This window comes from Pseudomonas sp. BIGb0164, assembly GCF_024810135.1.
Classification (GTDB): Bacteria; Pseudomonadota; Gammaproteobacteria; order Pseudomonadales; family Pseudomonadaceae; genus Aquipseudomonas.
The window spans coordinates 26,592-39,685 of the sequence record NZ_JANUEA010000005.1; the positions used below are offsets into that span (position 1 = coordinate 26,592).

Here is a 13,094-nt window from a genome sequence, read left to right on the forward strand (position 1 = left end):
AAGGAAATGCAAGAAAGTGTTACAGGGCCAAGCCGACCAGCACCGCCACTTCCAGTAGCTCCAGCAGCGCGCCGGCTGTGTCGCCGGTGGTGCCACCGAGGCGATTGACCATCAATTGGCGCAGCCCCACGAAGCAGAGGGCAGCGAGCAGCACGGCAATCCCGCCGCTGAAACCACCGATCAGGATGCACGCCAGGCCGCTGAGAATCAGCACCTGCTGACCGACCAGCCTGGGTAAATGATCCGACAGCGCCTGACCCAATCCGCCGGCCCGCACGTAACGCGTGGTGAGGAACAACGCCAACAGCGATGCACGCCCGATCAGCGGAGCCAGGATCAACGCCGCGCCGTTATGCTGCTCGATCAACGCCACCAACGCAGTGAACTTGAGCAGCAACACCAACCCCAGGGTAACCACGGCAATCGGGCCACTGCGCGGGTCTTTCATGATGGTGAGCGTGCGCTCGCTGTCACCAAAGCCGCCGAGCCAGGCGTCGGCGCTATCGGCCAGACCGTCCAGGTGCAGGCCGCCGCTGAGCAGGACCCAGGCGGTCAGCAACAACGCGGCGTGCAACAACAGTGGCGCGCCCATCAGCGCCGCATTCAGCCCCCACAGCAGCACGCCGAACAGCAAGCCGACCACCGGATAAAACAGCAGTGAACGCCCCATTTCCTGAGGCTGCGGCATGCCCGGCAGACGAATCGGCAGGCTGCTGAGAAATTGCAAGGCGATCCAGAACGGCAGCATGTCTACTCCACTTCCTTGAGCTGGCCGCCTGCCGCGACCTGCAGGCGAAACAATCCGCCATGGCCGACTTCGACATTCAGCAACTGTTCACGAGGCAAACCCCGCGCTTGCGCCAGGAGTAAACGCATCACCCCGCCGTGGCTGATCAACAACACCCGCTGCCCGGCATAGGCCTGATGTAAGCGTGCGACGGCGCCCAGGACCCGGCGGGAAAAGTCATTCACCGGTTCCCCATCAGGCGGCGTGAAGCCATAAGGATCGGCCCAGAACAGCCCAAGCCCTTCAGCATCGGTGTCCATCAGCGCCGCAGCACTCTGCCCTTCCCAGGCGCCGAAATGCAGCTCTTGCAGGTCCGGCTCCAAGCTCACCGGCAGGTTCAGGCGTTCACCCAATTCCTCGGCGAAACGCGCACAGCGTTGCAGCGGCGAACTGACCAAACGGTCCCACGGCCCTTGCTGCAACACGGCGGCACGCATCTGCGTCCAACCGGTCGCCGTCAACGCATCGTCCAGGCTGCCGCGCAGGCCGCCGCCCAGTTCGGTTTCGCCGTGACGCAGCAGGTCCAGGTGCAAGATCATGCCGGGCGGTCTGCCACGGCGGCTTCGGCGAAGGTCGCCATCTGCCCGTGCAACGCACACGCCAGGCGCAACAACGGCACCGCCAGCGCCGCGCCGCTGCCCTCGCCCAGACGCAGGCCCAATTCCAGCAACGGCTGCGCCTCAAGGCTTTGCAGCACATGACGATGGCCCGGTTCGGCCCCCCGATGGCCAAACACCAGCCACTCGCGACATGCGGGGTTCAGGCGAGTCGCGACCAGCGCCGCCACGCTGCAGATAAACCCGTCCACCAGTACCACGATGCCTTCCTGGGCACAGGCCAGGTAAGCGCCAACCAACGCGGCGATTTCAAAACCACCCAGGTTGAAGAGGGTCTGCAACGCATCGCCGCGCTGCCCCGCATGCAGGGCCAATGCACGCTCGATCACCGCCACCTTGTGGCTCACACCCTGGGCGTTCAAGCCGGTGCCTGGGCCTGTCAGGTCGCTGACCTGGCACGCCAGCAACGCACACGCCAGCGCGCTTGCCGCCGTGGTGTTGCCGATCCCCATCTCACCGCCGATAAACAGCTGGGCACCGCTTTCCAGCGCACGGTGTGCGCTGTCGCGGCCGGCTTGCAGGGCGAGCCGTCCCTGAGCCTCGGACATTGCCGGGCCGTTGACGAAATTGGCAGTGCCCGCACCGATGTTCAGGTGGCGCACACCCGGCAGGTTCAGCGAAGGCGTCACGGTGCCCAGGTCGACCACTTCCAACTGCGCATCCAGTTGCCGCGCCAATACGCTGATGGCCGCACCGCCGCTGACAAAGTTGTGCAGCATCTGCCCGGTGACCTCCTGCGGGAAAGCCGACACACCCTCCGCCACCACCCCATGGTCACCGGCAAAGATCGCGATCCACAGTGAATCCACCGACGGCTTGACCGTGCCCTGCAAGCCGGCCAATTGCACCGCCAAGGCTTCCAGCTGGCCGAGGGAACCGGCGGGTTTGGTCAATTGCTGCTGGCGCGCCAGCGCTTGGGCGTGCGCCGAGGCGTCGAGGGTTTTGCAGGGGTTGAGCCACCAGGAGTCAGTCATAACGCAGTACCTTTCAAAGTCAGGGGCAGGCCGGCGACCGTCAGGACAACGCGCTGACACCGCTCGGCCAAGGCTTGATGCAGCCAACCGGCTTCATCCACATAGCGGCGAGTCAATTCGCCCAGCGGCACGACACCCAGACCGGTCTCGTTGCTGACAAAAATGATTTCCCCCGGCAGCGCAGCCAGGGTGTCCAGCAGGTGATCGCGTTCGACCGCCAGGCGCCCGGCGTCTTCGAGCATCAGCAGGTTGGTCAGCCACAGGGTCAGGCAATCCACCAGCAGGCACTGCCCAGCGGCCGCGTGGTCGCGCAGTACGCGCGCCAGTTCAAGCGGTTCTTCGATCAGGCCCCAGTGATCGGGGCGGCGCTGGCGATGCAGGGCGACACGTTCATTCATCTCGCCATCCAGCGGCTGGCTGGTGGCGATATAGGTGACCGGCAGGCCACTGTCGCTGGCGAGTTTTTCGGCCAGACGGCTTTTGCCGGAGCGGGCGCCGCCCAAAATCAGTTGGTGCATGGAGTTAGGCCTTGTTTCGCCGATTGGATTTTCGAAACTGCCCCATTCCTATGTGGGAGCGGGCTTGCTCGCGAACGCGCTGGTTCAGTCAAAGCATCTGTAACTGAGAGACTGCATTCGCGAGCAAGTCGAATCGTCGCACCGCCGCTCCCACATTTGGGTCGTGTGCGCACCGTCAAATCCCACATAGCGTGCGCAGCAACTCGGTATTCAGATGGTTTTCCACCAGGTCCGCCAGGCGCTCGATATCACGTTCGCGCAGCGCGTGGTAATCCACCTCCTGCACATCCACCAGCCCGGCCCAGCGCAGCAAGGCGCTGCACGCCGCGGGCGTTTCAAACAGCCCGTGCAGGTAAGTGCCGAGAATTTGCCCGTCCGCGCTCCTGGCGCCGTCGCTGCGGCCATCGTCCAGTTGCACGGCGGCGTGCAACAGGGCATCGCCCGTCGTGACGCCGGCGTGAATCTCATAGCCGCTGACTTCGGCGTCTTCGAGCAGCAAACGGCCACGAACGTTGCGCAGCTGCTTTTCTGCTTCGAGGGTCGTGCTGAACGCCAGCAGCCCCAGCCCTTCGCTGGAACCGGCAGGCCCTTCCAGCCCCAGCGGGTCGTGCACCTGCTCGCCGAGCATCTGCAAACCGCCGCAGATGCCCAGCACTTTGCCGCCGTAGCGCAAATGCCGCGCCACGGCGTTGTCCCAGCCATTGGCACGCAGGTACGCCAAGTCGGCGCGCACGCTTTTGGAGCCCGGCAGGATAATCAGGTCGGCAGCCGGAATCGGCTGACCCGGGCCGACAAACTGCAAGTCCACCTGGGGATGCAGGCGCAGCGGGTCGAAATCCGTGTGGTTACTGATACGCGGCAACACCGGCACCACCACCTTGAGCACCTGTGCGGCCTTGTCGATCTGGCGCTTGTCGATACCGTCTTCGGCTTCCAGGTGCAAGTCCATCACATAGGGCAACACGCCCACCACCGGTTTGCCGGTGCGGGCCTCGAGCCAATCCAGGCCCGGCTGCAACAAGGCGATATCGCCACGAAAACGGTTGATGATGAAGCCCTTGACCCGCGCTTGCTCGGTGGGCGACAACAACTCCAACGTGCCGACCAAATGGGCAAACACGCCGCCGCGATTGATGTCGGCGATGAGCAGCACCGGGCAATCCACGGCTTCGGCGAAGCCCATGTTGGCGATGTCATTGGCACGCAGGTTGATCTCTGCCGGGGAGCCGGCGCCTTCCACCATCACCACCGGGTAGGCTTGGCTCAACCGCGCGTGCGAGGCCAGCACCGCCTGCATCGCGATGGCTTTGTAGTCGTGATAGGCGACCGCGTTCATGCTGGTGACCGCGCGGCCATGGATGATGACCTGGGAGCCGGTGTCGCTGTTGGGCTTGAGCAACACCGGGTTCATGTCGGTGTGGGGTGCCAGGTTGGCGGCCTGGGCCTGCACGGCCTGGGCGCGGCCGATTTCACCGCCCTCGGCGGTCACGGCACTGTTGAGCGCCATGTTCTGCGGTTTGAACGGCGCGACCGCCACCCCTTGGCGGACCAGCCAGCGGCACAGGGCGGTCACCAGGGTGCTTTTGCCGGCATCGGATGTGGTGCCTTGCACCATCAATGTACTCATGAAGCTTCCTTGTAGGCGGCCAGGGCCTCATCGAGGCGCAACCAGTCGGCCTCGGTGTCGGGCAAGCCGAAGCGCAGGCTGCTGTCATGGACAAACAGCCGCAGCAGGATCCCGCGCTGGGCCATAAATTCGTGCATGCGTTCAGCGTGGGGCGTGATCAGCCATTGAAACAACGCACAGCCGCCCTGGGGCTGGAAGCCGTGGCGTTCCAGCAAGGCAAACAGACGCTGGCCCGCCTCGATGCAACGTGTGCGTTGGCGCGCCTGACCGGCAGTGTCGCGCAGGCACACCTGACCCAACACGCGCGTCGGCCCGCTGACTGCCCAGGGGCCGACCTGTTCAGCCAGCAACTTGAGCAGCTTGCGTTCAGCCAGCACAAACCCCAACCGCACCCCGGCCAGGCCGAAGAACTTGCCAAACGAGCGCAACACGATCAGGCCAACCTGGTGGGCCTGGCCCGCCAGGCTCAATTGAGGGGTGACGTCCATGAAGGCTTCGTCCACCACCAGCCAACCGCCGCGCTGGGCCAGGCGTGAGTGCCAGTCGAGCAGGCGTCGTGGGGTCAGGCTCAGGCCGGTGGGATTGTTGGGGTTGACCACCACCAGTACGTCGAGGCCATCAAGAAAGAAGTCGACTTCCTGCTCCTGCACCTCGCGCACCACATAGCCGGCGCGACGCCAGGCTTCGGCGTGTTCGGCATAGCACGGCGACAACACGCCGACTTTGCCGGCACGACGCAGGCGTGGCAGCAACTGGATGGCCGCCTGGGAACCGGGCACCGGCAACAGGTGCGCAGCGCCGTAGTATTCGCTGGCGGCCTGCTCCAGGCCGTCATCGGTTTCGGGCAAGCGGGCCCAGGCGCGCAACGGGATCTCCGGGATCGGCCACGGCCAGGGCGCGAGGCCACTCGACAGGTCGAGCCAATCGGCCTCGGCAATCCCGTACTGAATCGCTGCCTTGCGCAGCCGGCCACCGTGTTCAAGCATAGAATTGCGCCCCCGCGCACAGGATCAGCAGCCACAACCATACGCCGCGCTGCACCAGTTGCCAGCCCCGGTCGATGGAATCGGCATCCGCCGCCGGGCCTTCGCCCAATTGCGGGCGATGGTGCACTTCACCGTGATAGATCGCAGCGCCGCCCAACTCCACACCCAAGGCGCCGGCACCCGCCGCCATCACCGGGCCGGCGTTGGGGCTATCCCAGGTGGGGCCCTGGGTGCGCCAGCATTTGAGCGCCAGGCGAGTCTTGCCGAGCACGGCGTAGGTCAACGCCACCAGGCGTGCGGGAATGTAGTTGAGCACGTCGTCGATCTTGGCCGCAGCCCAACCGAAACGCTCGAAGCGTTCGTTGCGATAGCCCCACATGGCGTCGAGGGTGTTGCTCAAGCGGTAGAGCACCACGCCCGGCACGCCGGCGACTACAAACCAGAACAGCGCGGCAAACACCGCGTCGCTGCCGTTCTCCAGCACCGATTCGGTGGCGGCGCGGGCGACTTCGGTGCTGTCCAATTCGCTGGTCTGGCGGCTCACCAGGTAGCTGACGCGTTTGCGCGCTTCGTCCAGGTCATCGCTGCGCAAGGCCTGCGCCACCGGAATCACATGCTCGCCGAGGCTGCGCATGCCTAGGGCGCAGTACAACGCGAGAATTTCCAGTACCCAACCGATATACGGCGCCCACGACAGCGCCGTGGCCAGCAGGGTCAGCGGCACCACCGCGATAAACCACGCGGTCACGCCATGGCTGCGCCAACCGCGCCCACCGGTGTTGAAACGTTGCTCGATGCGCCCGGCGAAATTGCCGAACGCCACCAGCGGATGCCAGCGCCTGGGCTCGCCCAATAGCGCATCCAGCGCCACCGCAGCGACACACAGCAAGGCCACACTCATTGACTCACTCCCCACGCATTCTCATACAACATGTCACTCAGCGGCCGAGGCTCGGTCCAGCCTTCGAGCTGCAACATCGGTGCCGGATAGAACTCGGCCACCGGCCCCAGGCACAGCACCGCCAGGGGTTTTGCGCCAGGCGGCAAGCCCAGCAGATCGGCCAGGGCCTGGGGCTCGAACAGCGAGACCCAGCCCATGCCCAAGCCTTCGGCGCGGGCCGCCAGCCACAGGTTCTGGATGGCACAGGACAGCGAAGCCATGTCCATTTCCGGCAAGGTGCGACGGCCGAAGATATGGCGCTCGCGGTCATCCATCAACGCCGCGACCAATACTTCGGCGCAGTCGTGAATGCCTTCGACCTTGAGCTTCATGAACTCATCGGAGCGTTCGCCCAATGCCTCGGCGGTGCGTACGCGCTCTTCTTCCACCAGTTGTTGAATCTGCTCACGCAGTTGGCGGTTGCTGATACGGATAAAGCGCCAGGGTTGCATCAGGCCGACGCTGGGGGCCTGATGGGCAGCCTGGAGTAAACGGTGCAGCAACTCAGGGGCAACGGTGCCGCCGCTGAAGTGGCGCATGTCGCGGCGTTCGGCGATGGCGCGATAGATGGCCTGGCGGTCGGCTTCGGGGAAGGCGTTGTCAGTCATGGCCTCTTCGCGGGCAAGCCCGCTCCCACATTGGATGGGGTTTCAACTCGGTACATTGTGGGAGCTGGCTTGCCTGCGATGGCGGCCTCCCGGTCTGGCGCAAACAAGGCGGCCACTGCCACGGGATTGGATGGAAAATAGAAATGTACGTAGGACGCGGTCATGCGGCCTTGCCGGTAGACCGCCTCGGCACCACGCCCACCGTTGGGGCTAAGGCCACGGGCAATCGGCTGCCACTCGGTGGTCGTGAGGGAGTGGTGATAGGTATGGCCGCGCAGCGTGCCTTCGGGCAGCTCGACATTTTGCAGCGCCAAGGCCGCCAGTTTCTTTTGCATCACGGCATCGCCTTGCAGCAGGCCCACCAGTTCGGCGCGGACGCCATCGACATCGGTCAGCGAGTCGAGCAGGTACAGCATGCCGCCGCATTCAGCGAGCAAGGGTTTGCCGGCGGCATGGTGAGCGCGGATGGCTTCGAGCATCGGCGTGTTTTGCGACAGTGCCTGGTGGTGCAACTCCGGATAGCCACCCGGCAGGTAGAGGCTGTCGGCATCAGGCAATTGGTGGTCATGGATCGGCGAGAAGAAGTGCAACTGGGCACCCATCGCGCGTAGCAGGTCGAGACTGGCGCCGTAGGTAAAGGCGAAGGCTTCGTCGCGGGCCACAGCAATACGCACGCCTTCGAGCAACGGCTCGGCCACGATCACTTCGGGCGCGGCAAAGGTGACCGGAGGCGGTAAGGCGACTTCGCAGCTGCTGCCCAGTGCTTGAGCGGCGGCATCCAGGCGCACATCGAGGTCATTCAATTCGCTGGCTTGCACCAGCCCCAGGTGTCGGCTGGGCAGTTCGATCCCGGTTTCGCGAGACAACGCGCCGTACCAGCGCAAGCCTTCAGTGAGGCTGCCTTCCAACAACTGCGCGTGGCGCAAGGTGCCGACGCGGTTGGCCAGCACGCCGGCAAACGGCAGGTCCGGCTGATAACGCGCCAGGCCCAGGGCCAGGGCACCGAAGGTCTGGGCCATGGCGGTGCCGTCGATCACGCCCAACACCGGCACACCGAAGTGTCGCGCCAGGTCGGCACTGGAGGGGGTGCCGTCGAACAGGCCCATCACGCCTTCGATAAGGATCAGGTCGGCCTCACCGGCCGCCTCCCACAACAGGCGGCGACTTTCCTGCTCGCCCACCATCCACATGTCCAGCTGGTACACCGGCGCACCGCTGGCACGCTCGTGGATCATCGGGTCGAGGAAGTCCGGGCCGCACTTGAACACACGCACCTTGCGCCCCAGGTTGCGGTGCAAACGCGCCAGCGCGGCGGTGACGGTGGTTTTGCCCTGGCCGGACGCCGGTGCGGCGATCAAGACGGCCGGGCAATGACGGGGCTGATTCAAAGTTCGACGCCCTTCTGTGCCTTGATACCGGCCTGGAACGCGTGCTTGAGCATGCCCATTTCGGTGACGGTGTCGCCCATTTCGATCAGTTCGGGTTTGGCCCCACGGCCAGTGACCACCACGTGTTGCATCGGCGGGCGGGCTTGCAGGTCGCTGAGCACTTGGTCCAGGTCGAGGTAGCCGTGCTTGAGGGCGATATTCAGCTCATCCAGCACCACCAGGCCGATGGCCGGGTCTTGCAGCAGTTCGCGGGACACCGCCCAGGCGGCTTCGGCGGCGGCGATGTCGCGCTGGCGGTCCTGGGTTTCCCAGGTGAAGCCTTCGCCCATGACGTGGAAACGCACTTGCTCGGGGAAGCGGCGGAAGAACAACTCTTCACCGGTGCTGTTACGCCCCTTGATGAACTGCACCACACCGCACTGCATGCCGTGGCCCATGGCCCGGGCCAGCATGCCGAATGCGGAGCTGCTCTTGCCTTTGCCGTTGCCGGTCAATACCAGCAACAAACCGCATTCATTGGGGGAGTTGGCGATGCGCTCGTCGATCACGGCTTTTTTGCGCAGCATGCGCGCCAGGTGGCGTTCGTCGCGGTCGGGGGAATCGGTCATGGCAGCTCTCCGTTGGGGCTGGACAAAAACGGCGGGCAGGAAAAAGAAAATACAGACAGCCAAGCATCGCCCACCGTGATGCTGTTGGATGCTCCGGGCCGGTCTCCGGGCTCATGAGTGGCGCCCTGCCCTTGTGAAAAGAGCGAGCAGGCCGACGTTGCGCCTTCCCATATCGCGCGCGATACAGTGGCAAAAGGCAGCGTCTTGACTCATTTACCGTTGCGGGGGCAGCGCCGGAATCGCGGCAGCACTGTGTACAAGTGCGCTCACTCACCGGCTTCCCTGTTTCACCCTGTCGACGCATACGCCACAGAGCACCTGGAACAAGCCGCGAAGGTTAGTGGGTTGGGGGTGGAGCGTCAATTAAAGCCGGCCTCGCACTTGAACCATCGGACCGCCGTACTCCTCTACCCTTACAGGTATTCAGGAGAACACCATGCATAAAACCAGACTCGCCTTACTGATCATGCTCGCAGGCACCCTCGCCGCCTGCGGTGAAAGCTCAAGTTTGCAGGTGTCGGACGGCACCGGTCCTTCGCCCAAGTTGCCCGAACCGAACAAGACACTGATCCCCACCGTCAACATCGCCCCGGCGATCGGCTGGCCTGATGGCGCAAAACCAACGGCCGCCGCAGGCACCCAGGTGGCCGCGTTCGCCGAAGGGCTGGACCACCCGCGCTGGCTGTATGTGCTGCCCAACGGCGATGTGTTGGTGGCCGAAACCAATGCGCCGCCCAAACCGGATGATGCCAAGGGGATTCGCGGCTGGGTCATGGAGAAGGTCATGGGCCGTGCCGGCGCCGGTGTGCCGAGCCCGAACCGCATCACACTGCTGCGCGATGCCGACCACGACGGCGTTGCCGAGACGCGCACAGTGTTCCTGGAGAACCTGAACTCACCGTTCGGCATGACCCTGGTCGGCAACGATTTGTACGTGGCGGACTCGGACAAACTGCTGCGCTTCCCCTATCAACCGGGCGAAACCACGATCAAGGAAGCCGGCACCAAAGTGGTCGACCTGCCAGGCGGCAGCATCAACCACCACTGGACCAAGAACGTAGTAGCGAGCAAAGACGGCAGCAAGCTGTATGTGAGCGTCGGCTCCAACAGCAACGTCGGCGAAAACGGCCTGGAAGCGGAAGAAGGTCGGGCGGCGATCTGGGAAGTGGATCGCGCCTCGGGTCAGCACCGCATCTTCGCCTCCGGCCTGCGCAACCCGAATGGCATGGCTTGGGAGCCGCAGACGGGCAAGTTGTGGACGGCGGTAAATGAGCGTGACGAGATCGGCAGCGACTTGGTGCCGGACTACATCACGTCGGTCAAGGATGGCGGCTTCTACGGCTGGCCTTTCAGTTATTACGGCCAGCACGTGGATGTGCGCGTTTCGCCGCAGAACCTGGACCTGGTGGCCAAGGCCATTGCACCGGACTATGCCGTGGGCCCGCATACGGCGTCGTTGGGACTGACCTTCGCAGAGGGCAACAAACTGCCGGCGCAGTTCAGCAACGGGGCATTTATCGGCCAGCATGGATCGTGGAACCGCAAGCCCCACAGTGGCTACAAGGTGATCTTTGTGCCGTTCGAGGGTGGCCAGCCCAAAGGGCAACCGGTGGACGTGCTGACGGGGTTTCTTGATAAAGACGAGAAGGCCATGGGGCGGCCGGTGGGTGTGGTGGTTGATCAGCAGGGGGATTTGCTGGTGGCCGATGATGTGGGGAACAAGGTGTGGCGGGTGTCGCCAGCCAAATAAATACAAAACCCGTAGGAGCCGGCTTGCCGGCTCCTACGGGTGTTATGGGTTGCGAGCCAGGTTTGCTGGCAACACGCGCTTGGCGCTCAGGTAAGCATTCTGCCAATACGCCTTGGACAGGGTGTCCAGCTTGACCGTACCGCCGGTTTGCGGCGCGTGTACGAAACGCCCTTCCCCCACGTAGATCCCGGCATGGCTGACCTGTGAACCGCCACCGGTGGCGAAGAACAGCAAGTCGCCGGTCTGCAGGTTCTCTTCGCTGACGTCCTGGGCACGCATCACGATCAGCTCGCGGGTGGTGCGCGGCAACGAGATGCCTGCCGCGTCACGGTAGACAAAGCCGATCAAGCCACTGCAGTCGAAACCGGAGTCCGGTGTGTTGCCGCCCCAGCGGTAAGGCGTGCCAACCAGGCCCAGCGCACGGAAGAGCACGTCTTCGGCAGCAGGCGAGAAGCTCTGACTGGAATAGTTGAACACGGGCTTGGGCTTGGCCGCCACGAACGCAGGGGGCGGTGGACGGCTTGCGCAGGCGCTGAGGAGCGCGGCGCAAACGAGAAGAATGAGGCGGGCTGAGGTCGACATGGGCAGAACAATCCTGGTCTGGATGCGGCTTTTCGCTGCCGAACGCTGAAAACCAGAACGCGCAAGCAAAGCTCGCGCGAACGGATTACAACAATATCCAGGGATTCTAGCGCTTACACGTCAAACTTCAAGTATCACTTTAAGTTTACTTGCTAGCGGTAACCGTCGTCGGGGCCATGGCGAGTGCGCGCTTGGCTTCGATGAAGGTTTTGCTCCAGTAGCTGTCACCCAGGTTGTCGACTCGAACACCGCCACTGCGACGGCTGCTGGAGTGGATAAACTGGTTGTCGCCCAAGTAGATACCGGCATGGCTTACGCGACCACGACCCGCCGTACTGAAGAAAAGCAGATCACCCGGCTTGAGGTTGTTGCGCGCGACCAACGGTGCATCCACGTTGATCATTTCGCGGGTGGAGCGTGGCAGGTTCATGCCCGCTTCTTCGCGAAACAGGTAGCCGATGAAACCGCTGCAGTCGAAACCGGCTTCAGAGGTACCGCCAAAACGGTAACGGGTACCGATCAGGGACATGCCGCGTTCAAGAATGCTGTCGGCCAGAACTGGAAGCTGATAAGGCTTGTTGCCGGCGAAGTCGGCCAGTTCCTTCTCGGTTGCAACTTCTTCCTCATAGACAGTGGAAGACTGCGATGCAACGAATTTTGCCTGGGACTGCTGTTGGGTTTTCTGCTGCTCTGCCACTTGCTGAGGGTGGGAGGCGCAACCAAACAACAGGGTAACGAGTGCGAGGGGCACGAGGGGTGCGAAGCGATTTAGCATGGGCACGACCGTGGCTGATATGTAAAGAAGTCGAGACTATGCCCGCTATCAGATCGATTTGCAAATTCAATCGTGATCTATGTGACTTCTTGTTTGGACTATGACATCTAAGCCCTTAACACCCTATACGTGCCTTTTGCGTGGCCAAACCGGCCCAAACGCAGGTTTTCTGGCGCCTGTAATTTGCCAGAAGCCCCGAAACACAAGGGTTGGCTACCAGCCGAGGGTTTCCTTGAGGAAGGGAATGGTGAGCTTGCGCTGGGCCTGCAAGGAGGCCTGGTCGAGTTGTTCGAGCAAGTCGAACAACGCACTCATGCTTCGAGTGCCGCGCGTGAGGATAAAGTGCCCCACTTCGTCAGTGAGGTGCAGGCCGCGACGGGAAGCGCGCAGCTGCAAGGCGCGCAGTTTGTCTTCGTCGGACAACGGGCGCATCTGGAAGATCAACGCCAGGGTCATGCGCGACTTGAGGTCGGCCAGCTTGATCGGCAACTCGCGTGGCGAGGTGGATGCCGCGATCAACAGGCGTCGCCCACTGTCACGCAGGCGGTTGAACAGGTGAAACAACGCCTCTTCCCACTCGGCCTTGCCGGCGATCGCTTGCAGATCGTCCAGGCACACCAGCTCGTATTGTTCGAGATGGTCGAAGATACCGATCCCGCGATCCATCAACTCCGCCAGGGGCAGGTAAACCGCCGGCTCGCCCATCTGCTCGAAACGCAGGCACGCGGCCTGCAGCAGGTGGGTACGCCCCACGCCGTGTTTGCCCCACAGATAGATCAGGCTTTCAGTCCACCCGGCGTCGGCTTCGCAAAGCCGCTCGACATAGCCGAGTGCAGCGGCATTGGCGCCTGGGTAGTAGTTGATGAAGGTGGCGTCGTCACGCAGACGCACACCCAAGGGCAGCTGAATCGGTTTCATGCTGACTGAACGGCTC

At 63.5% G+C, this 13,094-nt stretch carries 14 protein-coding genes and 1 riboswitch; of the genes, 1 reads left to right on the forward strand and 13 read right to left on the reverse strand.

The window, feature by feature from the left end; all coding sequences use genetic code 11:
• Nucleotides 1–19: 19 nt before the first annotated feature.
• The 10 genes from M2394_RS14380 to cobO form a co-directional block, all read right to left on the reverse strand.
• Entirely contained in the window at nt 20–748 is a 729-nt protein-coding gene (locus tag M2394_RS14380) for an adenosylcobinamide-GDP ribazoletransferase (protein ID WP_259172920.1), read from the reverse strand.
• A 2-nt stretch (nt 749–750) separates the two neighbouring features.
• Entirely contained in the window at nt 751–1,326 is a 576-nt protein-coding gene (cobC, locus tag M2394_RS14385) for an alpha-ribazole phosphatase family protein (protein WP_259172921.1), read from the reverse strand.
• Nucleotides 1,323–2,378 carry a nicotinate-nucleotide--dimethylbenzimidazole phosphoribosyltransferase gene (cobT, locus tag M2394_RS14390; protein ID WP_259172922.1) on the reverse strand — a complete coding sequence of 352 codons (1,056 nt, stop codon included), beginning with the start codon at nt 2,376–2,378 and terminating at the stop codon, nt 1,323–1,325. The genes cobC and cobT overlap by 4 nt, the downstream gene beginning before the upstream one ends.
• Nucleotides 2,375–2,896: a bifunctional adenosylcobinamide kinase/adenosylcobinamide-phosphate guanylyltransferase gene (gene cobU / locus M2394_RS14395; RefSeq protein WP_259172923.1), complete on the reverse strand. Its 522-nt coding sequence runs from the start codon at nt 2,894–2,896 to the stop codon at nt 2,375–2,377. The genes cobT and cobU overlap by 4 nt, the downstream gene beginning before the upstream one ends.
• A gap of 175 nt (nt 2,897–3,071) precedes the next feature.
• The gene (locus M2394_RS14400) at nt 3,072–4,523 is read right to left on the reverse strand and encodes a cobyric acid synthase (protein WP_259172924.1); all 1,452 of its coding nucleotides are present in this window, start codon (nt 4,521–4,523) and stop codon (nt 3,072–3,074) included.
• Nucleotides 4,520–5,509: a threonine-phosphate decarboxylase CobD gene (gene cobD, locus M2394_RS14405; protein WP_259172925.1), complete on the reverse strand. Its 990-nt coding sequence runs from the start codon at nt 5,507–5,509 to the stop codon at nt 4,520–4,522. Before cobD ends, M2394_RS14400 begins: the two co-directional genes overlap by 4 nt.
• Nucleotides 5,502–6,410, reverse strand: coding sequence for an adenosylcobinamide-phosphate synthase CbiB (gene cbiB, locus M2394_RS14410; RefSeq protein ID WP_176996231.1), 909 nt, complete (start codon nt 6,408–6,410; stop codon nt 5,502–5,504). Before cbiB ends, cobD begins: the two co-directional genes overlap by 8 nt.
• Nucleotides 6,407–7,057 (reverse strand): 5,6-dimethylbenzimidazole synthase, encoded by a 651-nt coding sequence (bluB, locus tag M2394_RS14415; protein ID WP_259172926.1) that lies wholly within the window; start codon nt 7,055–7,057, stop codon nt 6,407–6,409. Before bluB ends, cbiB begins: the two co-directional genes overlap by 4 nt.
• Nucleotides 7,054–8,445 (reverse strand): cobyrinate a,c-diamide synthase, encoded by a 1,392-nt coding sequence (locus M2394_RS14420; protein ID WP_259172927.1) that lies wholly within the window; start codon nt 8,443–8,445, stop codon nt 7,054–7,056. The genes bluB and M2394_RS14420 overlap by 4 nt, the downstream gene beginning before the upstream one ends.
• Nucleotides 8,442–9,053, reverse strand: coding sequence for a cob(I)yrinic acid a,c-diamide adenosyltransferase (gene cobO / locus M2394_RS14425; RefSeq protein WP_025855821.1), 612 nt, complete (start codon nt 9,051–9,053; stop codon nt 8,442–8,444). The genes M2394_RS14420 and cobO overlap by 4 nt, the downstream gene beginning before the upstream one ends.
• A gap of 78 nt (nt 9,054–9,131) precedes the next feature.
• Nucleotides 9,132–9,390, reverse strand: a riboswitch (cobalamin riboswitch).
• 99 nt (nt 9,391–9,489) lie between these two features.
• Between cobO and M2394_RS14430 the strand changes: the two genes are divergently transcribed.
• On the forward strand, nt 9,490–10,803 hold the full coding sequence (locus tag M2394_RS14430) for a sorbosone dehydrogenase family protein (protein ID WP_259172928.1): 1,314 nt from the start codon (nt 9,490–9,492) through the stop codon (nt 10,801–10,803).
• A gap of 42 nt (nt 10,804–10,845) precedes the next feature.
• Here M2394_RS14430 and M2394_RS14435 read toward each other — a convergent pair whose 3' ends face one another.
• The 3 genes from M2394_RS14435 to hda all read right to left on the reverse strand — a co-directional run bounded on the left by M2394_RS14435 (nt 10,846) and on the right by hda (nt 13,078).
• A complete protein-coding gene (locus M2394_RS14435; RefSeq protein WP_176996236.1) occupies nt 10,846–11,385 on the reverse strand; it encodes a C40 family peptidase in 540 nt (179 codons plus the stop codon).
• Nucleotides 11,386–11,530: 145 nt separating this feature from the next.
• Nucleotides 11,531–12,160: a C40 family peptidase gene (locus M2394_RS14440; protein WP_178919833.1), complete on the reverse strand. Its 630-nt coding sequence runs from the start codon at nt 12,158–12,160 to the stop codon at nt 11,531–11,533.
• A 213-nt stretch (nt 12,161–12,373) separates the two neighbouring features.
• Nucleotides 12,374–13,078 (reverse strand): DnaA regulatory inactivator Hda, encoded by a 705-nt coding sequence (gene hda / locus M2394_RS14445; RefSeq protein ID WP_010208669.1) that lies wholly within the window; start codon nt 13,076–13,078, stop codon nt 12,374–12,376.
• Between the last annotated feature and the right edge of the window lie 16 nt (nt 13,079–13,094).